Origin of the sequence: Natrinema zhouii (genome assembly GCF_013456555.2) — an archaeon.
In the GTDB taxonomy this organism is placed as follows: Archaea; Halobacteriota; Halobacteria; order Halobacteriales; family Natrialbaceae; genus Natrinema; species Natrinema zhouii.
This window is the reverse complement of the sequence record NZ_CP059154.1, coordinates 2779000-2801120: the sequence shown is the minus strand read 5'-3', so window position 1 is coordinate 2801120 and position 22121 is coordinate 2779000. Positions and strand designations below refer to the sequence as shown.

The window sequence follows — 22121 nt, the reverse complement described above, 5'->3', positions numbered from 1 at the left end:
GCATCGGCGATACGTCTCGCGGTCGATGACAACTATAAAGAATACGTTTCTCCTTTGGCAAACTACTGAGACGATGGCTATCGACCAGGAGACAGAGATGACGGACGCGGAGATCGACGACTTCCTCAGTCGCCGAGAGACTGGGGTGTTGTCGCTCGCACGGACGGACGAACCCTATGCGATCCCGATCTCGTACGGCTACGACGACGACGGCCGGGAGTTCTACATGCGGATGGTGTCGACGCCCGACAGCGAGAAGCGCCAGTTCCTCGAGTCTGCGCCGGAAGCGCGGCTCGTCGTCTACGACGAGGCGGGCTCGACCTACCGGAGCGTCATCGCGACGGGCGAACTCGAGAACATCGCGCCGTCGGAGCTGACGCCGGGCGAAATCGCCCAGTACGGAAACGCGAAGCGACCGCTGTTCGAGATCTGGGCCGACGGAAAGGACGCGCTGGATATCGAACTCTATCGGCTCGCGCCGACATCGCTCGACGGGCGGCGGACGGAAGTCGACCGGGAGGAGTGAGAGCGGCTAGTCGAGTCGATACCGAAACCGAGGGCAGTGACGCAGCGTTCAGTTCGTCGGCTGTTCTGCGACGAAATCCGAGGGCGTGACTGACGCCGCACAGACCGGACAGCCGTGTGTGAGCGTGGCCTCGCGCATCGATTCGTTGACTTCGATCTCCTGCCCGCACTCCGGGCATGTGAACTCGTATCTACTCATATCGGGGGGAACGTCGGTGAAACGCTGATTGTCTACCGTCTAGGAGTGCATCCAGTATATATAGGGTTGCGGTTCGATACCATCGACCTGTAGGACCCGACACGTTCATAGGGCTCGAGTCGCCGTTCACTGGCACGATCCGATCGCGTTCGATCACCGACTTTCGTTGGCGCGGTTGATTACTCATGTTCCAGAATTGCGTTCAAGAGCTTCGTCTGCGCCGCCGCGAGGTGTTCGGTGAACGTCGTGCCGGTGATCCCGAGTTCCGTTGCGACCTCCCCGGCGTTAGCCCGCTTGGGGTGTTCGAAGTAGCCCATTCGGTGGGCCGTCTCCAGCACCTCGGTCTGGCGGTCGGTCAGCGTGCTCCGGTCGACGAAGACGAGGTTCCGCTCGTCGTGGTCCTGCTGGGACTGGAGCAGCCGCTGGACGTCCAGGTTCGCGTATCGCTCGCGCAACTCGCCGATGACGGCCTGTAACCCGTGCATATCCGACGCGTGAAAGGTCAGATACAGCGACGCGCCCTTCGTCCGGACGTCGACCACTGGACAGTCGTATTCTTCGATGCACTCGCAGGGGCAGCCACAGCCGAGTTCGCGCTCGAACCGGTAGACCGAACTCGAGCCGTAGGAAAAGATCGGCGACAGCTCCGCGTCGACGTCGAACTCGTCGGGATAGGTCTCCGTCTCGAGTATGAACTCCTCGGTCACGCGCTCGGGCGTCGACGGATTGGTACTCTTCGAGACGGAGTGAACACGCCCGCTCGTCTCGGCGGAAACCTGCGCGACGACGCAGTCGGGCGGGTCGTCGATCTTTACCTCCGCACGAATCCCCGAGGCCATTACTCACGGATGTGAGGGCCGAACCCCCTAAACCCTGCGTCTACAGAAAAGCGGGCCGAGGTGGTTCACGGACCGCGAGCCGCGTCGAGGACGCGACTCGATCCCGACTGAAACCACGGATTTCCGCTACCACATATAAAGAACCCTGTATTTAGTGGGACTCATTTGGAGGGGCCGGGGCCGCTACTATGTAGTATAACAGATGTCCGCGACGAACCCCCATTCCCCGAAGCGAGGCTGGCAGAACGACGACCCCGTCGACCCGCAGGCCGTGCTCGCCGCGCTCGATGACGACGCCTGCAGAGCCATCCTCGAGGCGACGACCGAGGAATCGCTGACGGCGACGGAGGTCTCCGAGGAGTGCGACATCCCCATGTCGACGGCCTACCGCAAGGTCGAGTTGCTGACCGAGGCCGAACTGGTCGAAGAGCGGGTTCGCATCAACACCTCCGGCAAGCACGCGACCGAGTATCGCACGAGCTTCGACGACGTGCTCGTCTCCGTCGTCGGTGGGGAAATCCAGATCGAGATGACGAAACCGACGGTCGAGACCGAATCCGACTCCGGATACGGGTCGACGCCCGCGGTCGCCGATGACTGATCGAGTCTTACTCCCGAACGAGACCTGTTTCTACTGACGCTCCCGCGATCGAATCGGAGTGGATCCGTCTCGTCCGATCTCGACTGCAGTCGTTCTCGTGCGCGAGCGAGAGAGCGAGACCCGCAGCGAAACGGTACGTCTCCGGAGTTACCGCGGAAATCGCGGGCGAAAAAGCGATACCGAAACGGTCACCGAACGGCCGGAGCGGTCCGCCGACGCCGAGCGGAGGACCGAGAGATCAGTCGTCGCTCGAGACCGCCGCACCACTGTCGCCGCTGACGCCCGTGCCCGGTCCGAGGTCGATCCCGAGTTCGTCGAGTTTCTCGTCGGGGACGACGCCGTCGACCCAGCCCCGGTAGTCGTAGTACTCTTCTTTCATCTCGTCGAGTTCACAGTACTCGCCCTCGCTCGCACCCTGCCCGCGGATGCCGTCCTCGAGGAAGCGCTCGGGCAGCGAGTCGTCGCTGCCGTCGAAGCCGTTGAGGTTGTTGTAGTAGCGCTCGAGGTTGTAGACCCGTTCGCCGGCCTCGAGCAGTTCGTCCTCGGTGACGTCGAGACCGGTCATCCCGTTGTACTGGAGGACGTACTCCTCGATGCCTTCGGCGAAGGCGTTGAACTTGCAGATGTCGAACGAGTCGCTGATGGCGTGGAGGTCCTGGAACTGGACGGTGAGTTCGCCCTTCCCCTCGTACTCGTAGGGGTCGACCTTCTCGGGAATGCCCAGGATCTCGGCGGCGGGCGTGTACCCGCGCAGGTGGCAGGCCCCGCGGTTCGAGGTGGCGTAGCCGATACCCATGCCCTTCAGACAGCGTGGGTCGTAGGCCGCAATCGTCTGGCCCTTGACCGCCAGCGAGTTGTCGTGGGCCTCCTTCCGGTCGGCGACCCGGCGCGGCCCTTCGGCCAGCAGATCTGCGAGGTCGTCCTCGCGGTGGGCGATCCGCTCGATCATGTCGATCATCGTCTCGTAGTCGCCCCACTCGAGTTCGCCGACGCCCTCGAGTTTGCCCTCCTCGGACATCTCCATGGCCATCGCCATCATGTTGCCCGCGTCGATGGTGTCGAGACCCATATCGTTACAGCGGTCGATCATCAGCGCGACGGCGTCGCGGTCGGTGTGGCCCGAGTTCGGCCCGAGTGCGTAGGCCGATTCGTACTCGTAGGATTCGGTGCGGACGTTCATCTCCTCGCCCTTGTGCATCTTCGTCACCTCGACTTCCTTCTTGCAGGCGACCGGACAGGAGTGGCAGGTCGGCTCGTCGACGAGGATGTTCTCGCGGACGTTCTCACCGGAGACCCGCTCGGCGTCGATGTCGACGCCCTCCGCGTCGCGCATACTCTCCGTCGAGGTGTAGCGGCCGTTCTTCGTCGGGAGGCCGTCCATCTCCTCGCCGATGTTCATCAGGACGTTCGTCCCGTACATCGAGAGGCCACCCTCGTTGGGTGCAGTGACCTCCGACTCCTGAATGGCCTGCATCGCCTGCTGGTGGCCCTCCTTGAAGGTCTCCGGATCGGCCGGTTTCGGCATCTTCGTCGTGGACTTGACGACGACGGCCTTGAGGTTCTTCGACCCCATCACGCAGCCCGTACCGCCCCGACCCGAGGCGCGGTCGTCCTCGTTCATGATGGAGGCGTACTTGACGCCGTTCTCGCCGCCGGGACCGATCCCCATGATGCTGAGGTTCTTCCCGTAGGACCCCTCGACTTCCTCCTCGATCGCGTCGCGCGTGTCGTGGAATCCCTCTCCCCAGAGGTGGGAGGCGTCCCGCAGTTCGACCTCGCCGTCCTCGACGACGGCGTAGACCGGCTCGTCGGCCTCTCCCTCGAACAGCAGACCGTCGAAGCCGGCCCACTTGAGCCGGGCGCCCGACCAGCCGCCGTGGTGGCTGTCGGTGACGGTGCCAGTCAGCGGCGACTTCGTGCAGACGGCGATCCGGCCGCTCATCGTGACCTGCGTGCCCGACAGCGGCCCGTTCATGAACGCGAGCAGGTTCTCGGGGCCGAGTGGATCGACGTCCGGCCCCTGTTCGAAGACGTACTTTACCCCGAGTCCCCGCGCACCGATATACTTCTCTGCGTCCTCGTCGTCGATCGACTCGTACGCGACCTCCCCGTCCGAGAGGTCAACGCGGGCGACTCTGTCTTGAAATCCACCGAGTTCGGTCATGGTAAGTGCTCTCCCTTATCTACGACGTCCAGAGTGTTAGTGATTCTCATCCGTGCGTAACCAGTTTCGGTTTCGCCACCGGACGGAGGGAGGTCGGATAATCGCAGGAGGGGGCGCGATTAATTCGTTCATGTCACCCACGCAATCTGCCAAATATTGCGAACCCGTAACCGCCGACATTCACGTCTGGTGTCTCACAGCGGGCCGAGTGTGCAGCACCCCACTACGAGCGCGCGGCCGTCCGAACGCCGGTCGGCGTCGCCGATTACAACAGGAGTGCGACCACCGCGAGAATGATGAAGATCAACACGAAGATCCGCGCGATCTCCATCGAGATCCCGGCGACGCCGCGGGCACCGACCGCAGCGGCGACGATTGCGAGGACAAAGAAGATGATCGCCCAGTACAGGAATCCACCGCCGGTCTGAAGCGGCGTTGCGAACGCGAGCATAGCATCGGCTCCCACGACCGACTACATAAACGTCGGCGACCGTCCACAGCCGTTCTCGAGGCTAAGCCGCAGCTACAGGTCTCGAGCCGTGACTGTCACGGAACCGGTACTACGCGTCGCCGAAGAACGCCCGGCACAGTTTCGCCTCGGCCGTCCGCAGATGCTCGTGGAAGGTCGGCCGCGAGACGCCCATCGTCTGGGCGAGTTCCTCGCCGGTCGTCGGCCGGGGCCACTCGAAGTAGCCGCCGAGGTAGGCCCGCTGTAACGCGCCGAACTGGCGGTCGGTCAGCGCCGCCTCGAGACCGGCGGCGAACTCCTCGCGGGTCTCGTCGTCGCGGTCGCGCTGCTGGAACGAGACGACGTCGGTTCCCGAATAGCGGTCCTCGACGGCTTCGACGACCGAGCGGACGTTTGCCGAACGGGGAATCTCGAGAGTCACGCGCGCTCGCCCGGCCTCGCTTTCGATCGCCTGGGTTCGGGCGCCGCGTTCAGAAAGCCAGCCGACGAGCTCGTCCGCGCCGGTCAGTTCGATCAGACACTCCTCGTCTCGTTCGACGATGACTCGGCAATCGACGTCCGGCAACGCAGCGGCGGCCGCGACGAGTTCGTCCGCGTTCGCGCCGGTGACGGTGAACAGCGAGGCCGTCTCGTCGTCGGTACGGTGGACCGACCGGCGGTACTCGAGCCGGCAGTCCGCCTCGGCGGAGAGGGCGACGGGCGCGAGCGATCGATCCGTCAACTCGAGTTCGACGGCGACGACGGCGTCGGTCGCGAGCACGCGGCTGGTCTCGCGGGCGTTGACCCCGCTGGCGACCGCGCGGGCGAGCGCGGAGAGGATCACCGTTTCGCGGTCGTCGACGGCCCGATCCCGATCCGTTCGAATCGTCAGGACGCCGTACTCGATCCCGTTGTACGTGAGCGGGAACGCGGCGTGAGTCGTTCCCGCAACCGTACCGACGGTCGGCTCGCCCGTTGCGAGCGTTGCTGCGGCGGGATGATCGTTGTCCGTCTCGATGGCGTCGCGCTCGGGGCCGGCTCCCGCGCTCGAGCGAACGTCGATCGCGCCGGTCGCGGGGTTGCGCTCGCCGATCCAGGCCCCGTCGTAGGCGTCTTCGGCCGCGATCCGGGCACAGACCTCGGACTCGAGCGTCGAGCGATCGGTCGAACCGGCGATGACGTCGGTGACGTCCTGAATCAGCCCCTCGACGCGATCGAGGATGTACTCGAGTTCCGCGGTCCGCTCCTCGAGCGCGAGTTCCGCTTCCTTGCGCGCGGTGACGTCGTTCTGGAAGCCGACGTAATTGGTCACGCGACCGTCCTCGTCCCGGACGGGGGCGATCGTGATCTCGTTCCAGAACTCGCTGCCGTCCTTGCGGTAGTTCTTCAGTTCGACGGTGACCGGCCGCTCCTCGTCGATCGCGGCCGCCATTTCGGCGATCGTGTCCTCGTCCGACTCGGGACCCTGCAGGAACCGGCAGTTCCGACCGACGACGTCGTCGTACTCGTAGCCGGTGATCGCCTCGTAGGCCTCGTTGCTGTAGACCAGCGGATTGTCCTCGCGGTCGGGATCGGAGATGGTGACGCCGACCGGTGCCGCCGCGAGCGCGCGGTCTTTCACGAGCCGGTCGCTCGCACCTGCCGACAAGCCGTCGGACTCGTCGGCATCCGTGTGGTATCCGACCACACTGCGATCGAACGTGATCGTCGCACCGTCGGCGTCCCGATGGATCCGGACACCGTCAGCGTCGCCCTCGAGATCGACCCGTCTGGCGGTACCGACCGTCGTCTCGTCGATCGCTGCCGCGAGCCGGTTCCAGTGGGAGCCGAGTGCGGTCGCCGCGTCGCGGGCGGCGTCGCCGATCTCGAAGGCGTCGCGGGCGGCCGTGTTCGCGTACGTAATCGTACCGTCCGTGACCGCGACGACCGGATCGACCACGCGCTCGAGTGCACGCGCCGCTCCGGTGGCATCGTCCACGGTGTGACCGTGCTCCGCGTCAGCATCGTCCATGGATATCGATACGTGATGACGACTAAGAATCGTTGTGATCGGACAACAGACCGACAGCGGGCTAGAATGTTATATACTACCACGGCATAGAATAACATATGTCAGCATATCGTTCGCCGTTCGAACGACTCCGGGAGAAGTTCGACGAATCGGAACTCCGCTGTCCGGCGTGTGGCTACATCGACACCGACGGTGGATGGCGCGTGACCACGTCGGGCGGGCGGGTCAGGTATCAGTTTATCTGCCCGTCTTGTGACGCCGTCGAGACGCGGGAGCTTCGGCTCAAAGAATAATAACGGTGGTTGCGTGACTGCCATAATCGCACGATAGCCATAGTCGTGTGATCGCCACAAGCGATTGTCGACAGCGTACGGGCGCGCTCGTGTTTCGGGTCGACAACCGACGGTTTCGACGCGAGATGGCAGTTAATCGACCGCTTGAACGCCCACAAATCGCCGGCACCGCGAGGACCCCAGCCAGAAAATCCGAACGGGAGACGCGGCCGGTCACAACGACTGTTTTCTCCGAAATAATATCGTAACAGTCAGCCCGTTTTAGCCCGGGAACCGCCGTACCTCGGTTCGTATGGTTTCACGACCGCGAACGATCGGTGTCGCGTTCGTCGCGCTGTTAGTGACGCTCTCGGGGGGTCCCGCCCTCGTCGGCGCAACGACAACAGCCGCGACCGACGACGCCGAAGACATGGGCGAACCGAGCGCGACACTGCAGAACGTACAGGTCGGCACGCTGGAACTCGAGAACGTCACGATCCAGAACGCCACGATCGAGGAACTGACCGTCCAGCAGCTAGACGTGCAGAGCGGCGAAGACGAACTCGAGCAACAACTGAACGAGACCGGCGAGAACGAGACCGGCGAGAATCAGTCCACCGAGAACCAATCTGCGGGGAACCAGTCCGCAGGGAACCAGTCCGGCGAGGTGCTGATCTCGAACGTCGCATTCGAATCGCTCTCGCTCGAGAACGTCACCCTCGACGAACTCGGCGGCGGGAACGAGAGCATGGCCGCCAACGAGAGCGGGAACGAAACCGGCGCTGCCAACGAGACCGGAAACGAGTCCGCAACGGGCAACGAGACCGGAAACGAATCGTCATCGGAGCTCCAGCAGGTGCTCGACGAGGACGCTAGCAACGTGATGGTACAGGACATGACGATCGAGTCCATGAACGCCGACCAGCTGACGATCGATGACCTGACCGTCGAAGAAGGCGGTGACGACGGGGGAATCCTCTCCGGCATCTCCGACGCTGTCGGGGACCTGTTCGGCGGCGGTGACGGCGGCGATGGCGGTGACGGTGAGAACCAGACGAACGACACCGCAACCGACGGGAACGAAAGCGCCCAAGAGATCGAGTCGCTGACTATCGAACAGTTCGACGTCGGCGATATCACGTTCGAATCCATGACCGTCGGCACCCTCGAGAGCCAGGAGGCAGACAACGAGACGACCGAAAACGAAACCGCGAACGAGACGGGTGAAAACGAGACAACCGAAAACGAAACTGCGAACGAGACGACTGAAAACGAAACCGCAAACGAGACGGACGCGAACGAAACGACAGTAGGCGGCAACGAGACGTCGGCAGGCGAAACCGTCTCGTCGATCTCCGCACAGGCGATGACGGTCGAGAACAGCTCCGTCGACACCCTTACTCTCGGCGAAACGCAGGGCCTCGAGGAGGCGCTCGGACAACCGGCCGATGGTGCAGCGAACGAAACGGCAAACGAAACGAACGCGACCGAGAACGAGACGAACGCGACTACAAACGAGACCGGTAACGAGACGAACGAAACGGGGTGACGATCGAGGCCGACACACCGAACGAAACGCCATGAGGAACCGAGCAGCGTGACCGGCTCGATCCGGTCGAACGCCGCGTTCCGACGCAGTCCGTTATTTTCGGGTCGGGCCGCGATCCGGATCGATCAGTCGATAGTACGAGACGGCGAGCACCGTCCGACCGTCGCGGATCTCGCCGGTGACCACGGCGTCGATCAGTTCCTCGAGCGGGAGTTCCATCGGACGAATGCTCTCGTTGTGATCGAGTCGCTGCTCCGCGGTCGGACGGCACCCGTCGGCGACGAAGAAGTGCAGCACGGAGTCCGCGATTCCGTTGGCCGGTTCGACGGTCACCAGCGACTCGAGTCCGTCGGCCTCGTAGCCGGTCTCCTCGGCGAGTTCTCTCCGGGCCGCGGCCTCGAGGTCGTCGTCGTTGGGTTCGACTCCGCCGACGGGAAGTCCGCGGCTGATTCGCGAGACGGCCTGTCGCCACTCCTCGATGCAGACGACGTCGCCGTCGGGCGTGAACGGCAGGACGCAGACGCTCGGGGAGTCCGAGAGGTAGTCGAACTCGGATTCCGTGCCGTCGGGAAGCCGAACGGACTCGTTAACGATATCGAACCCCGGACAGGAGTAGGCTACTCGGCGATCGCGAGTGTCCCAGGCCAGTGGATCGGTTGGCATAGCGGCCGCTACGGCGGTGACCGTCAAAAACGCGGCGTCACAGCTGCAACGGGACGTGCAATCGCCGATTGACTATTGCCGTCGAGCACGCTCAGTCGAAACCCATCATACGGACCGCATTCCGGCGTGTGCGGGCATCGTACTCGCTCTATAACAAAGCCACAGAGCGGTGAACGTCGTCATTCAGAGGGTGATCCATGGACCAGCTAACTGGCTTCCAGCGTGATTTGTTGTACGTAATCGCAGGGAAAGACCGGCCGTCCGGGCAGGAGATTCTCGACGACATCAATAATTACATCGACCAACCCGTCACACACGGTCGACTGTATCCGAACCTCGACACGCTCGTCGAGAAGGAACTCATCGAGAAAGGTGAACTCGACAGACGGACGAACTACTACGCGCTGACGCCGAAAGGCCGACGCGCGCTCCAGCGTCGCCAGGAGTGGGTCGACCAGTACGTCGACGTGTAGCTCCTGGCGGCCTCCTCTCGAGGAGAACGTCATCGATAGCGCCTCGCTTCGTGCCGGGGCCTCGACTCACACCGGAAGCCGGTTCATGGCATCCCGTGACGCCGCCACCGACCGTCTAGTCGTCGCCGAAACTGACCTGTGCGAGATCCGCCTCGAGGTCGGCGACGTGCTCGTTGAAGTCGGCGACGAACGCGGGAACGTCGTCGGCCAGTCGACGGACTTCAGGGGCCGCCGGCGGCCCGTACTGCGAGAGGAGGTAAACGCCATCGGAGCCGCCGACCCGCAGGTAGGAGGCGAGGTCTTCCTCCCACTTCAGTTCCCAGCGGGTACCCGAAATCGTCGTCGCGTAGGTGCCGTACTCGCCGTCGTAGCGGTGGAGCTGGCTCGCCATCGCGTTGCAGACATCGCGGATGCGATCGACGATGCGGTCTCGTTCGGCGACCAGTTCCGCAGTGGATTCGGCCTCCGGGAACTCGTCGGAGACGTCCGCGAGAATCCCCTCGAACGAACGGACGTACTCGTTATAGGCTGCGACGAACGCTCCGTAGTCTGCCATTGCCATCTCGAGGGCTTCGGGTTCGGGCGGCTGTTTGCTCGAGACGACGTAGATCTCCGATCCCGATTTCGGATCGAAGCGGAGGTACTGCACGTCGCCGGCCTCGTATTTGAGCGTCCAGCTCCCGCCGTCGGTGTTGAACGTCTCCTGTCCGTAGTCACCGCCCTGGAAGACGGCGAGCTCGCGTGCGATCTCGCCAGCGTGCGTTCGAACGCGGGTCGCCAGTTCGTCCCGCCGCTCGGCGATCTCGTCCATCTCCTCGACATCCGCCTCGAGTCCGTCGGTCATCACTGAGAGAAGGGGACGAGACCCAGTAACGGTTACGCCATCATGACGGTCGAGTACGGCAGTCGTCGGCCGGAGACGTCAACTGGATTAGTTCAAGATACTTTCGTTCTCGCTTTCGTTCGTCTCGTTGCCGGTCTCGTTGGCAGTCGCGTTCGTCTCGTTCTCGGTCTCGTTCGTCTCGTTGCCGCCGATGCCGGTCTCGTTCGTTTCGTTACCGGTTTCGTTCGTCTCGTTATCGTCCTCTATATCCTGCCCGTTTCCGGTCCCCTCCTCGGATTCGGTTTCGTCCTCCTCAGTCTCGTTGTCACCGCCACCGGGGCCGCCACAGCCGGCGATGAGGGCAGTCGACGCTGCGACACCTGTTAGTTGCAGTACTCGTCGGCGAGTCGATCGCTGCTGATCGGTCATACAGGTGAGGACACTGTCAATATCCATAAGCTGTCACCCGTCAGTTGCGTGGTCATTGACATCCCTTGGTACTTGCAACCGTCCAACTATGGTGGATCGAATCCTGTCCAACGTAGTGATCGGTCGCTCGTGACCAGTGAAGGCACCACACCCAAAACGGAGGCTACTGAACGAATCCTATGGCACCGATACCCGAGGAGTTCCACGACCTGTTCGAGACGGAAACGTTCGCTCACGTCGCGACGCTGACCGACGACGGACTTCCCCACATCACACCGGTCTGGATCGACTACGACGCGGACAACAATCGCCTGCTGGTCAACACCGAGCGCGGCCGGCAAAAGGAGCGGAACGTCCAGAACAACCCCGGCATCGGCGTCAGCATGACTGACCCCGACGACCCGTATCGATTCCTCTCAGTGATCGGTGAGGTCGAGGAGATCACGACCGAGGGAGCTCGAGCACACATCGACGAACTGGCTCGACGGTACACGGATGCCGACGAGTATCAGATGGAGATCGAAACCGAACGAGTCATCCTGCGGATTCGGCCGGATCGCGTCCTGTAATCGCTCGCACCGCGCGAGTCGAATGAACGAGTGGGTTCCCGACTGATCGCATAGTTATCGTGTGATCTGAGACACTGACGTTCAGTGGCTACTCGAGACGACAGCGGCTGTCCGCGGGACGACCACCGTCGAAGACGCCGGTAAGTTCGTCGTCCGAATACGCGTCCGGACCGTCGAGCCGATCGAGAGCTATCTATTGTCATAAACGGAAATGCGCAATACCGAATTCGGATTGAGTGCCCCATCACGCGATCGAAGCGGACGACAGCGTCCCGACGACACCATGCCGGGATCTGCCGTGTCGGATTCCCTGAATGGTAGATGTTTAATGACGGACGATGTGGACGGACGACTATGCAAACGACAGCCGACCTGCTCGTCGATTGCCTCGAGGCCGAAGGCGTCGAACGCGTCTTCGGCGTTCCGGGCGAAGAGATCGAGGATTTGCTGTTCTCACTGCGGGAGTCGCCGATCCGGTTCGTTCCGACGCGCCACGAACAGGGGGCGGCGTTCATGGCCGACGTCCACGGCCGGCTGACCGGCGAGGCGGGAGTCTGCTGTTCGACGCTCGGTCCCGGCGCGACGAACCTCATGACCGGCGTCGCCGACGCCCAGCTGGACAAGAGCCCGGTCGTCGCGATTACCGGACAGGGCGGCCGCGAGCGACTTCACAAGGAGAGTCACCAGGCGCTGGACGTCGTCGACGTCTTCGAGCCGATCGTTGCGTGGAACACACAGATCGCGGAACCAGAGATAGCACCCGAATCGGTTCGCAAGGCGTTCAAACTCGCCGAGTACGAGAAGCCGGGTGCGACCCACCTCGAGTTCCCCGAGGACGTCGCGGCTTCCGAGGTCGACAGCGAGCCGATCGAGAGCCGCGATCCGGTTCGGCGACCGGACCCGGACGACGAGTCGGCCGCACGGGCGGCGCGGCTGATCGCGGAGGCCGAACGGCCGATCCTGTTAGCGGGCAACGGCGCGGTGCGGACCCGCGCGTCGGAGCACATCCGCGCCATCGTCGACCGCGTGGGGCTGCCCGTCGTCGAGACGTACATGGGAAAGGGGGCGATCTCCGACCGCGAGCCGGCCTCGCTGATGACGCTCGATTCGGGACCCGAGAGCGAGGCCGCGCGGGCGATCGAGCGCGCGGACTGCGTCGTCGCGGTCGGGTACGACATCGCCGAGCACGACCCGGAGGGGTGGAATTCGGACCTCACGAAGACCATCGTCCACGTCGATTACGAGCCCGCGGAGGTCTACCGACACTACAACCCGGACGTGGAGATCGTCGCCGACGTGGGCGCGGCGCTCGAGGCGATCGACGAGCAACTCGAAGACGAGGCCTGTTCGCTGTGGTGTGGCGATCTGCACGAGCGGCTGCTCGAGGCGGTGACGGAGCCACCGTCCGAAGACGATCCGGTGACTGTGCGGAACGCGCTGCCCCTGTTGCGCGAGGCGATGGCCGACTCGGACGTGCTCGTCTCGGACGTGGGCAGCCACAAGATGGCGATCGCGCAGTCGTTCCCGACCTACGAGCCGAACACCTGCGTGATATCGAACGGGCTGGCCAGCATGGGGATCGCCGTCCCGGGCGCGCTGGCGGCCGATCTGACGACGGACGCGAACGTGGTCGCGGGTACCGGAGACGGCGGCTTCCTGATGAACGCGGCGGAACTCGAGACCGCGAGCCGACTCGACTGTAGCTTCACGACCGTCGTCTTCACCGACGACGACTACGGGCTGATTTCGGAGAAACAAGAGGATCATCGGGGCGAGCACACCGGCACCGAACTGACCAACCCCGATCTGGTGACGTTCGCCGAGAGCTTCGGGCTCGAGGCCTACCGGCCCGAAAGCTGGAACGAAATCGAGGACGCGTTCGACGAGGCCGTACCGTCGGAGGAGCTGTCGTTGATCGAGGTTCGGCTCGAGTGACGGATCGGTGAGCGTTCGTGATCGCCTCGCGGGTGTTCTCGGGATCGCAGCGGAGATCGGTGGCAGCCGTGTTGAGTGGGGATTCAACCGTTCTTTGTCGTCATCCCCCGCGAACAACTGAGAGTTCGAAACGATGAGTTATGTTGTCATAATTTCGATGCCTCGAGCTGGTCGGCGAGAAGATATTCCGTAGTCTCCCGATCGACGCAGTAGCGGGGTTGGTAGCAGCTGCTCATCGGAACGAGAAGACGAGAGAATCGCTGAGGGATGTGTCACGGTAACGCCCACCAAAGCTATAATCGTTCACTGATATCCGGGCATACGCAGCTATGAAGGGGGAGCTAGACGACGTGACGATCGTGGGTGGGGGCGACGTGGGATTGCTGACAGCGCTCAGTATCCGGCAGTTGAATCCGGATATGAACGTCTCGGTCATCGACGACTTCCAGCAGGACGTTCCACAGGTCGGGAAGAGCACGTATCGGGAGATCCAGACCATCCTCCACGGCACGCTCGAGATAAACGAAGCGCAGTTCATCTCGAAGGTGAAGCCGATCTGGAAGGCGTCCGTCTACTTCCGCGACTGGTGTGACTACCCCGCCTTCCAGTATCCGTTCGATCCGCCGGACAAGTATCCGGGGCCGAACACGCCGAACGCCGTCGAACACTACTACTACCAGTACGACCAGCTCTTCGACAGTCCCGACCACCTGACGAAGTGCGAGGAGCTCGTCGCGCAGGGCAAATCGCCGTGGTACCACAAGCCCGACGGCAACCTCGCTCGGTACGACAAGGTCGCCTATCACTTCGACACCGAGCGGTTCAACGGGTTTCTGCGGAAGTGTTGCCGAAAGCGAGATGTCTCGCTCGTCGACGACAAGATCACCGCCATCGAGACGACGGGGTCACACATCGACCGGATCCGGAGCGACCGGCGGCAGTACGACGCGGACCTGTTCGTCGACGCGACCGGATTCAGCCGCGTCCTCCGGGGCGAGCAGGACGTCAAGTTCAGGGACTTCGAGTTCCCGCTGGACTCGGCGTTCAACGTCCGGATCGACCGATCGTTGGCCGATGTCGTGCCCGCGACCGTCATCGAGACCGGCGACAACGGGTGGTTCTGGCAGATCGATACCTACGACAACCGCGATCTGGGGTACGTCTTCGCGTCCGAGTACGTCACCGACGAGGCGGCGCTCGCCGAGTTCCTCGAGTTTGTCGAGGACGCGACGCCCGACGGCGCCACCGGCAGCGGCTCGATCGTGTTCGAGGCGGACGTCGACAGGTACGAGTTCACGTCCGGCTACTATGACCGAGCCTGGGTGGACAACTGTCTGGCCATCGGGAACGCCGAGGGGTTCGTCGAGCCGCTGCAGTCGACCGCGCTCACCGCGAACGCCTCGCTCGCGATCCAATTCGCGAACCAGCTATCGGCTCACGGTCGGGTCGACGACGACGCAATTCGGGAGTCGTTCAACGCGTCGGTTCGGCGCACCTGGGAGTCGATTTACGACTTCATCGGCGTCCACTACGAGTACTCGGCCGGCGACACGGAGTTCTGGCAGGCGATGCAGTTGATGGAGATCAGCCCCCGCACGGACCGAATCGCGGCGACGTTCGACCGGTACGGCTACGACTGGACCGTCGACGTGGCAGACGCCGCCGAACTGGCGGAGCTCAAAATCTTCGAGCTCCCCGATTTCTACACGGTCATGCGGAACATCGGTGCCACGTCCGAGTTCTACGAGACGAACGATTTCGACGTCAGCGACGACATCAAGCGCGAGCGAGAGCAGTTCTATCGGAAAATCAGTGCGCAGGTCGAGAACAACCACCTGACGGTTGAGGAACTGTATCGAGACGTTATGAACTTATAGCAGCGATTCGGTTCGAGTTGCCCTCGTGTGTGGTTTCTTTCCATGCCTCTCCCGGTAGCCTCTCTCACGGATCCGTATACGGGAAGCCTTGCCGTCGCGCTCGCGCCGGGCGACGGCCTCGAGACGGCCCTGCTGGAAGGCGGCGAGTTCGGTCCAGTTAGTGCGGCGCTGTGACCGTACGAGCACATATCGCCCACGACATCGAGGGCAGCGCATTCATTCGTGTCTGACCGCAGGATTGTAGCGTAGACCCGCTTCAGCAAGGAGCAGAGGTGAGTTACTGGAAATCGAGCGATCATGCACCGTCGCGGTCGAGCCGCTCACCACGGGTATATTTCCCGTGAAAGATGAGCATATCGACGCCCATTACTCCAAGCGAAAGGGCACCGATGCCGGCCACCACGAAGAACAGAAACCAGTTACCACTTCCGGCAAACCCAAGCGGTAGCGATACCCCGAGGAGAACGTTTCCAAGGCCATTCCACTGGTACCACGCCCAGCGGTCAGTCAATCGGTTGCCGGTTGCTGCGACGATGTCGAACACGCCGGCCAGTCCCAGCAACGTTACCTGAACAAGTACCATCGGAGTCTCGAAGAGGTTGCCCGCAAGCAACGAGATACTACCGGCGATGACGACCAAAAATACACCGACAACAGCACTGATTCGGCGATTACGGCGTTCGTTCATGTATTCCTCGGCGTCAAACCGGTGAATCGATTCAGTGTATTAGAGGGCATACACGTCTCAGTTTCTACTCTCGGTACTTAATTATCAGTGACAGGTATCTCACCCAGAATAATGCGATAGATTCGGGATCAGCGGCTGCGTTGCACGGGTTGCACATCGGTGAAATTCGATTCCTGATTTTGCACATCGATCTCGAGTCTGGTTGGACTCGTTTCCCCACAGACTCGTCACACGATGCGGGAACAGTGGGCCGGCGCAGATGTCGAACAGTTGCGAGACGGTCGCTCTCACTACGCTCGAGCGCTGCGACTCGCATGTTCGAATCGTTGCGGCAGCATCGACTCCCGCACTCCGATTACCTCGCGTCGCAGACGCTCCGCTCGGCGGTTTGGAGTGCGGGAGTAGTATGGGCCGGCGCAGTTTTGAACTAGCGTAATTGATAGTACTCTCGCTATGCTCTCGCTGTCGATGACTCTCGGTTAGTGTGTTAGTTGTCATGATCGTCAGAATCTAACTTCTCGATATGGTTCCGACGCCGCTCGAGGTTCTCCCGGTAGCGACGCCAGCGCTGTTCCTCCGTCGCCCAGTCGTAGTGATCATAGATCACGTCCTGAGTAGCGTTCACCCGGTCCGCGACGACCTCCGGAGGAATGCCGCGGTTCAGCTGCCAAGTGATACTACCCGCTCGAATCTTGTGCGGTGACCGGCTCGAGGGACACTTACTCGCGTGGGCGTACTCCGTCCATTTACACCGCTCACGGACCTTCTGATGCGGGCAGGAGACTCGAAGACACGGTTGCGTCGCGAGGTACGACCAAACGCGAATCGTATTCGTTCCGGGCCGTCCTCGAGCACTCGCGAGGAGCGGTTGACGACCGTGATCGTCGCGGGTATCGTACCGGTGGTCGTCGATGTATTCACGGAGGATATCGCTCACAGTCGGTGGAACCGCGACCGGTCGCTCCCCTTTCAGTTTGTTCTTCAACGGCGTGTCCGTCTCCGGTCGGTGATGAAACTCGACGAGGTTCTCATCGAGATCGACATCACGGACGTCGAGCGCTCGAAGGCCACCCTGTCGAGCGCCCGTATACCACGCGAGTTCGAGAAACATATGCGCACGGGTCGCGCGGTGTTTCTCGGATGCACGGAAGTACTGGAGTTGGGGCAGCGCTTCTTCCGCGGGGAACGTCACGTCGTCCGTCCGATCTTCTTTGTCGAGATCGGGGATTCGAACCGACTCGGCTAGCCCTCGATCGACGGCGTCCAGCTGCTCCAGGTACTCGACGAACTTCTTCAGCGTCCACATCTCTCCCTCGAGCGTTGCAGGCGCGATTTTCGAACTCCGGAGTTCGAAGTATTCGTCGAGATCGTAGCCCTGGAGTTGTTCGACGCGTTCGATTCCGATTCCTTCCGCCCACTCGACGAACAGCTTCAGCCGGTACTTCCACGCAGTGACGCTCGAGTCCGTCGAGTCGGATCGGCGGCGGCGAAGATATCGCTCGACTGCCTTCCGCGGTGGAAGCTGACCGGGATCTCGAGATCTCCCCGTCACTGACTCAGTCCGATGCTCGGTGTCTCGATCGTCTTACTGTCGTTACAGTATCCGGTACTCTTACCGTGGTAGCGTGTCAGTTTAGTCATGGTCTCACTGTAGTGGGACCGCGGACTCACCGTGCGCGCCACTGTGTAGGAGCTGGGGCGCGCGCGGCTGCTGTCCGTCGGCTGATTACAACGACTGTACCCGCCCCTCTTAGTCGTCGGAATGCGGTTTCCGATAGTTCCGAAAATAGTCGCTTCCGGTGACTGACTCGCTTTCGTGAGTGTTGAGCGGCGGTTCTCCGTGATTCCGATACTTCCGATATCGGAACTCGAGGCGGCCGTGGGCTGTGGGCCGTGGGCCGACCGATGCGGTCTATCGGGGGCTTTATCCCCCGGAACGTTGCGCGAATACATGCTTCCGTAGCTGGTTTACGGAGGCCAGCGGGCCGGTGCCCCTAACACCGGGTCCGCGTTTCTGACGAGGACCCGACCGGGCAGCGGCGGGTCCGTCTGGCTTCCGTTAGCGACACCGAAACATCCCACTCACTTATACTTAACCGACCGTTCGTTAATCTACAGTGAATCGAATGTTGCTGTCGATGAATCCAATCAGTATTGATAAAATGCCGGTATGGGACGTGACTGTATGCGAAGACCGAGGGTATCGTGGATGACGCAAGCCGATGACCGCATCCTCGAGACCCTCGCGGACACCGATCTGATCCTGTCTCCTCGCGTCCTCGAGGCGAACATCGACTATTCGCGGCACTATCTGAGTACGCGGCTCGGGATGCTTCGTGACGCCGGGCTCGTCGATCGCGTCGACGAGGGGCTGTACCAGATCACTGACCGTGGGCGCGCGTATCTCGAGGGTGAGCTCGAGGCCGAGGATTTGGAGAAATAACAACCGAGAACCGATTCACTCCGTTTCTTCGGACGGGAATCGATACCGCGACTGTAATCCGAGTGAGCGGGCCGCATCCGCCGAAATCGTTACCATTCGCTCGCCGGAAGTGACTGGTTCCTTCGCAACGTCTTCGATTAGTTCGGCCAGCTCGTCGCGGTAGGCTTTGGATCGCTCCTCCTGAATGTGAACTGTATCCTTGTCACGGTGATGGATAGCTCGATTCGCAAGGTAGGAGAGCACGAACATCTCGCGGACCTCAAAGGGAGCGTCGTCGAGATACCAGGGCAGCGTGAAATCTTCGAGCTTGGCTTTCGGGCCGACCGGAGCCCCCAGGGTCGCGAGCGTTCGGCCCAAGACGGTCGCACCGTCTGTTGGTCGGACTTCGGTCGCACGGTTCGGATCGTCTTCGTGATGGAATTCGAATTCGAGCCCAGTCATCTCGAGGGCATCGATAACATGTGAATGGTATTCTTGGTGGTTCAATGCGAACGAGGGATGAAACGCATCGGATCGGATCGAACCGCCGGAAAAGACGTTCGCGACGAGTACATTCAACGCTTGGAACTCACGGTTGTGATATGTTGCTTCGAGCCACCCGTGGTCGCGGGCGATCTCGATTCCATGGACCGGGTCAGGTTTACTTCCGTTGTCGAGCCACGGTCGAATGCGTCCGCGCGGAATCTCGAGCGCAGTCGCAATCGCACTCGAGCCCTTGTTCGGGTGCTCGCTCGCGTATCGCATCACAGCTTGGTAATCTAAGACGGCGGCCCACGGGTCTTCGTAGGCACCTCCGTTGTAGGTGCGCGCGAGGTCACGTTCGGAAATTACCGGCTCGTCCCACTCCATAGAAAGGAGATAACCCCGAATGGTCAAATTCGTACCGTTTCAGCGGCAAACCACCAAATCGCAAGAGGGGGCTGCTTCAAGACCCCACTGTAGCAGAGATAGGGGCCACTAATTCTCAGCTTTGAAACCGATGTTAGTTCAGGAGACTTTCACGGACCTCTAAGTATATATGGGAGGGGTTGCCTGCTGAGTGTACGCACCAAGCGGAACGGCAAGAGGCGCGTCGGGTTGGCTGTGACTTCCAATCCCCCTACGCGCGAAAAGTGGTTCCAGACCACCGCGCATAACCTTACCGACCGTTCACAGCGGTGCTGTGATAAACATGGATTTGAAACAATACAGATCGAAACTGATCGGAAATAAAGACGAACGAGCAGTATCACCAGTCATTGGCGTGATCCTCATGGTTGCGATCACAGTTATCCTCGCGGCTGTAATTGCTGCATTTGTCCTTGACCTTGGTCAAGGAATGGACGAAGAAGCGCAAGCTGGTATCGATATTGAAGGTGATGAAAGCTCTGAGGTCTCAGTACAATTGACCAGTCTAGGTAACGCAGATGGCATTTATATCACTAAAAGTGATGGTACGAAATTAACAGAGAGCGAAACAGCCAGTGGTGGTTCTGGTACTGTCGATCTAACTGATGTTGGCGCGTCAGTGACACTGACTAGCGGAAATGCTGGCGCTGATTCGTACAGCGTTGTCGCCTATATTGGGGATAACGCAGACAGTACAGACACTACGACAGTCGTCAATAGCTTCGAGGTTACCACCTAATGAAAGAAAAACTCGTTGGAAGCGAAGAAGAGCGTGCAGTTTCCCCTGTTATTGGGGTTATCCTCATGGTTGCGATTACTGTCATCCTCGCGGCCGTAATCGCAGCATTCGTCCTTGATCTCGGTCAAGGAATGGACGAAGAAGCACAAGCAGGAACGACTATTGAAAGTGAAGGAAATGGAGTGCAGATTTCTCTTACTTCAATGGGCAATGTCGAAAGTGTCGAATCACAGGTCAAGATTACTGATGTTGAAGATAGTGCCATCGATAAAAGCGAAGTACAAATAAATACGAATTCCGTAAATTCAGCTTCGAAAACAGCATCTAAGACAGGAGCAACGATGGCATTCGAATTCACTCATGATGGCACAACGACTTTTAACGACCCGGACACGACTGAAGTTACCGTTGAGGTCACTGTCATCGGTAATACTGGTGATTCGGAAACAGTCATTGGCTCATCTACTGAAACAGTGGTCATTGAAGACCAATCGTAGCATAAACTACACCTGACATTTCTTTAGACCGGGTTCATCGCTTCCCGCTCGAGTTCCCAGCGTTGTTCTCGCTTGGCCTCTTCAAGTAGATCGGCGCTCACGCATCGATCCCCTCGACGAGCTCGACCGACCACTCACCGTCACCGACGTGACGGATGTGGAGGTGGTGTTCCCCCTCGAGGTCGCCGTGTTCGTCGAGTAGCCCCTCCACCCGAAGATCGTCTTTCGGCAAGGTGATCCCGAGCGAGTTCTGGTCCAAGCGTCTGAGTTTGTTCAGCGCCATGCATCGGCGGCAACCCGCCTTGGTATAAACTTTGGTGAACCTTGGTTTTCCTGATCTTTTCGACAGGAGGGGATGACGACCAGTCGTATGGCTCTTAGCCTACCATCAAGCGCGGTACCGAGCGCGGTACGGCGTGAAGACGGCATAGACCTAATTGACAGCGTACTCGCACCGTTGTTCGTGCTCGCGACGATCTCCGTCGCGGCGGTCGGCACGTTCAGCCTGAGCGCGCCGTTCAACACCGGATTCAGCGGCGTACTGTACAGTTCGCAGGGGACAGAGGTCACCTACGGATTCATCATCTCGATGGTTACCGTGATCGTCGCGTGGGTCACGAACGGCCAGACAAGCATCGACGACTACACCGACATGGAGACGGTCACGCTGTTGCTGATGTTCATCCTGAACATCCTCTCGGCGCTCGTGCCGGCCGTCTCTCACGCTGTCGGGACAATGTGGCCGCTCGGCTGGTTCATGGTGTTCCTGAACGGTGCCGGATTCTACCTCATCGCCTACAAGTAAACCGGAGGGACAGCACATGAGAAACCATTCTTTGAAGGATACGGCGTTTCTGCTCGCGCTGCTGCTCGTCGCGGCGATCGCGACCGCCGGGGTCGTCTCGGTCGCTGGCGCACAGACAGCGGACTACTCGACTAACGAGACGGTGACGCTCACGAACGAAACGGAGCCCATCACCGTCTCTGTCGTCTGGAACGAAACGATAGACGACCCGGCCAACACCTCGGCCACCGTCACGTTCTACAACGAGACGGAATACGCGAACGACTCAGCGAACGCGACGATCGCGCTCGAGGACACGATCGGGACCGACGCTGGCAACACGACCGAGCTCGAGTACAACCAGAGTGACACTGGCCTCGATCTCGACGGCGAGTATCGAGTGGTCGTCACCGGGCCGGATTCGGCGATCGAAAGCGCGAGCATTGAGGATAATTCCAGCTTCCTCGGCGGCGTCTTCACGGGCGGCGGTAATCTCGGCGACGGCGGGATGCTCGCCGGGCTCGCCGTGATCGCGGTGGCCGTGATCGGCGCGGCCGTGGTACTGATGCGGGACTAACGAGGGAGAACTATGAATTTCAAGATTTTCGATCAGACAGATTCTGAGTCGTACAGATTCGCCGTTCTCGGGTACTGTCTCGGGGCCTCGGCACTGACCGTCGTTCTCGCCGTGATCTCCGCGGCGGG

26 protein-coding genes are annotated in these 22121 nt (G+C 61.2%); 14 read left to right on the top strand and 12 right to left on the bottom strand.

Going from position 1 to position 22121, the window contains the following annotated elements; all coding sequences use genetic code 11:
• Nucleotides 1-73: 73 nt before the first annotated feature.
• Nucleotides 74-526 (top strand): pyridoxamine 5'-phosphate oxidase family protein, encoded by a 453-nt coding sequence (locus tag HYG81_RS32630; RefSeq protein WP_180840349.1) that lies wholly within the window; start codon nt 74-76, stop codon nt 524-526.
• A 48-nt stretch (nt 527-574) separates the two neighbouring features.
• On the opposite strand, the gene HYG81_RS32625 is transcribed toward HYG81_RS32630, so the two are convergent.
• Together HYG81_RS32625 and HYG81_RS32620 are read right to left on the bottom strand one after the other, a co-directional pair.
• Nucleotides 575-724 carry a DUF7560 family zinc ribbon protein gene (locus HYG81_RS32625; RefSeq protein WP_180840348.1) on the bottom strand — a complete coding sequence of 50 codons (150 nt, stop codon included), beginning with the start codon at nt 722-724 and terminating at the stop codon, nt 575-577.
• A gap of 179 nt (nt 725-903) precedes the next feature.
• Nucleotides 904-1563 (bottom strand): helix-turn-helix domain-containing protein, encoded by a 660-nt coding sequence (locus tag HYG81_RS32620; RefSeq protein WP_180840347.1) that lies wholly within the window; start codon nt 1561-1563, stop codon nt 904-906.
• Nucleotides 1564-1765: 202 nt separating this feature from the next.
• Between HYG81_RS32620 and HYG81_RS32615 the strand changes: the two genes are divergently transcribed.
• The gene (locus HYG81_RS32615) at nt 1766-2164 is read left to right on the top strand and encodes a winged helix-turn-helix domain-containing protein (RefSeq protein WP_180840346.1); all 399 of its coding nucleotides are present in this window, start codon (nt 1766-1768) and stop codon (nt 2162-2164) included.
• 238 nt (nt 2165-2402) lie between these two features.
• Here HYG81_RS32615 and HYG81_RS32610 read toward each other — a convergent pair whose 3' ends face one another.
• The 3 genes from HYG81_RS32610 to HYG81_RS32600 all read right to left on the bottom strand — a co-directional run bounded on the left by HYG81_RS32610 (nt 2403) and on the right by HYG81_RS32600 (nt 6787).
• Nucleotides 2403-4328, bottom strand: a complete 1926-nt coding sequence (locus HYG81_RS32610) for an aldehyde ferredoxin oxidoreductase family protein (protein WP_180840345.1) — start codon at nt 4326-4328, stop codon at nt 2403-2405.
• A gap of 265 nt (nt 4329-4593) precedes the next feature.
• The gene (locus HYG81_RS32605) at nt 4594-4779 is read right to left on the bottom strand and encodes a DUF1328 family protein (RefSeq protein ID WP_180840344.1); all 186 of its coding nucleotides are present in this window, start codon (nt 4777-4779) and stop codon (nt 4594-4596) included.
• Between the two features lie 109 nt (nt 4780-4888).
• Nucleotides 4889-6787: a bacterio-opsin activator domain-containing protein gene (locus HYG81_RS32600; RefSeq protein ID WP_180840343.1), complete on the bottom strand. Its 1899-nt coding sequence runs from the start codon at nt 6785-6787 to the stop codon at nt 4889-4891.
• Between the two features lie 98 nt (nt 6788-6885).
• On the opposite strand from HYG81_RS32600, the gene HYG81_RS32595 reads away from it, so the two are divergent.
• Nucleotides 6886-7080, top strand: coding sequence for an HVO_0649 family zinc finger protein (locus tag HYG81_RS32595; RefSeq protein WP_180840342.1), 195 nt, complete (start codon nt 6886-6888; stop codon nt 7078-7080).
• Nucleotides 7081-7372: 292 nt separating this feature from the next.
• Nucleotides 7373-8608, top strand: coding sequence for a hypothetical protein (locus HYG81_RS32590; protein ID WP_180840341.1), 1236 nt, complete (start codon nt 7373-7375; stop codon nt 8606-8608).
• 93 nt (nt 8609-8701) lie between these two features.
• On the opposite strand, the gene HYG81_RS32585 is transcribed toward HYG81_RS32590, so the two are convergent.
• Nucleotides 8702-9271: an NUDIX hydrolase gene (locus HYG81_RS32585; protein WP_180840340.1), complete on the bottom strand. Its 570-nt coding sequence runs from the start codon at nt 9269-9271 to the stop codon at nt 8702-8704.
• Nucleotides 9272-9468: 197 nt separating this feature from the next.
• Here HYG81_RS32585 and HYG81_RS32580 point away from each other — a divergent pair, with 197 nt between their 5' ends.
• Nucleotides 9469-9744, top strand: coding sequence for a PadR family transcriptional regulator (locus HYG81_RS32580; protein ID WP_180840339.1), 276 nt, complete (start codon nt 9469-9471; stop codon nt 9742-9744).
• A 115-nt stretch (nt 9745-9859) separates the two neighbouring features.
• On the opposite strand, the gene HYG81_RS32575 is transcribed toward HYG81_RS32580, so the two are convergent.
• Nucleotides 9860-10588, bottom strand: coding sequence for a profilin-fold protein (locus HYG81_RS32575; protein ID WP_180840338.1), 729 nt, complete (start codon nt 10586-10588; stop codon nt 9860-9862).
• Between the two features lie 87 nt (nt 10589-10675).
• On the bottom strand, nt 10676-10996 hold the full coding sequence (locus HYG81_RS32570; RefSeq protein ID WP_180840337.1) for a hypothetical protein: 321 nt from the start codon (nt 10994-10996) through the stop codon (nt 10676-10678).
• A 179-nt stretch (nt 10997-11175) separates the two neighbouring features.
• On the opposite strand from HYG81_RS32570, the gene HYG81_RS32565 reads away from it, so the two are divergent.
• From HYG81_RS32565 to HYG81_RS45395, 4 genes are all read left to right on the top strand, one after another.
• The gene (locus HYG81_RS32565) at nt 11176-11565 is read left to right on the top strand and encodes a PPOX class F420-dependent oxidoreductase (protein ID WP_180840336.1); all 390 of its coding nucleotides are present in this window, start codon (nt 11176-11178) and stop codon (nt 11563-11565) included.
• A 354-nt stretch (nt 11566-11919) separates the two neighbouring features.
• Nucleotides 11920-13500: an acetolactate synthase large subunit gene (locus HYG81_RS32560; RefSeq protein ID WP_180840335.1), complete on the top strand. Its 1581-nt coding sequence runs from the start codon at nt 11920-11922 to the stop codon at nt 13498-13500.
• Between the two features lie 329 nt (nt 13501-13829).
• Nucleotides 13830-15377 carry a tryptophan 7-halogenase gene (locus HYG81_RS32555; protein ID WP_180840334.1) on the top strand — a complete coding sequence of 516 codons (1548 nt, stop codon included), beginning with the start codon at nt 13830-13832 and terminating at the stop codon, nt 15375-15377.
• A gap of 42 nt (nt 15378-15419) precedes the next feature.
• On the top strand, nt 15420-15551 hold the full coding sequence (locus tag HYG81_RS45395) for a hypothetical protein (RefSeq protein WP_255647594.1): 132 nt from the start codon (nt 15420-15422) through the stop codon (nt 15549-15551).
• A gap of 121 nt (nt 15552-15672) precedes the next feature.
• Here HYG81_RS45395 and HYG81_RS32550 read toward each other — a convergent pair whose 3' ends face one another.
• Entirely contained in the window at nt 15673-16065 is a 393-nt protein-coding gene (locus HYG81_RS32550; RefSeq protein WP_180840333.1) for a DUF7994 family protein, read from the bottom strand.
• A 487-nt stretch (nt 16066-16552) separates the two neighbouring features.
• Nucleotides 16553-17617: a tyrosine-type recombinase/integrase gene (locus HYG81_RS32545; RefSeq protein ID WP_180840332.1), complete on the bottom strand. Its 1065-nt coding sequence runs from the start codon at nt 17615-17617 to the stop codon at nt 16553-16555.
• A 657-nt stretch (nt 17618-18274) separates the two neighbouring features.
• On the opposite strand from HYG81_RS32545, the gene HYG81_RS32540 reads away from it, so the two are divergent.
• Entirely contained in the window at nt 18275-18508 is a 234-nt protein-coding gene (locus tag HYG81_RS32540; protein ID WP_180840331.1) for a helix-turn-helix domain-containing protein, read from the top strand.
• Between the two features lie 15 nt (nt 18509-18523).
• On the opposite strand, the gene HYG81_RS32535 is transcribed toward HYG81_RS32540, so the two are convergent.
• On the bottom strand, nt 18524-19357 hold the full coding sequence (locus HYG81_RS32535) for a hypothetical protein (RefSeq protein WP_180840330.1): 834 nt from the start codon (nt 19355-19357) through the stop codon (nt 18524-18526).
• A gap of 322 nt (nt 19358-19679) precedes the next feature.
• On the opposite strand from HYG81_RS32535, the gene HYG81_RS32530 reads away from it, so the two are divergent.
• The gene (locus HYG81_RS32530; RefSeq protein ID WP_180840329.1) at nt 19680-20135 is read left to right on the top strand and encodes a type IV pilin domain-containing protein; all 456 of its coding nucleotides are present in this window, start codon (nt 19680-19682) and stop codon (nt 20133-20135) included.
• Nucleotides 20135-20632 carry a type IV pilin domain-containing protein gene (locus HYG81_RS32525; protein WP_226375952.1) on the top strand — a complete coding sequence of 166 codons (498 nt, stop codon included), beginning with the start codon at nt 20135-20137 and terminating at the stop codon, nt 20630-20632. The genes HYG81_RS32530 and HYG81_RS32525 overlap by 1 nt, the downstream gene beginning before the upstream one ends.
• A 97-nt stretch (nt 20633-20729) precedes the next feature.
• Here the strand turns inward: HYG81_RS32525 and HYG81_RS32520 are convergent, their stop codons facing one another.
• A complete protein-coding gene (locus HYG81_RS32520; protein ID WP_180840328.1) occupies nt 20730-20915 on the bottom strand; it encodes a DUF8053 family protein in 186 nt (61 codons plus the stop codon).
• Between the two features lie 87 nt (nt 20916-21002).
• On the opposite strand from HYG81_RS32520, the gene HYG81_RS32515 reads away from it, so the two are divergent.
• Together HYG81_RS32515 and HYG81_RS32510 are read left to right on the top strand one after the other, a co-directional pair.
• On the top strand, nt 21003-21437 hold the full coding sequence (locus HYG81_RS32515) for a DUF8023 family protein (protein ID WP_180840327.1): 435 nt from the start codon (nt 21003-21005) through the stop codon (nt 21435-21437).
• A 16-nt stretch (nt 21438-21453) separates the two neighbouring features.
• On the top strand, nt 21454-21993 hold the full coding sequence (locus tag HYG81_RS32510) for a hypothetical protein (protein ID WP_180840326.1): 540 nt from the start codon (nt 21454-21456) through the stop codon (nt 21991-21993).
• The last annotated feature ends 128 nt before the right edge of the window (nt 21994-22121 follow it).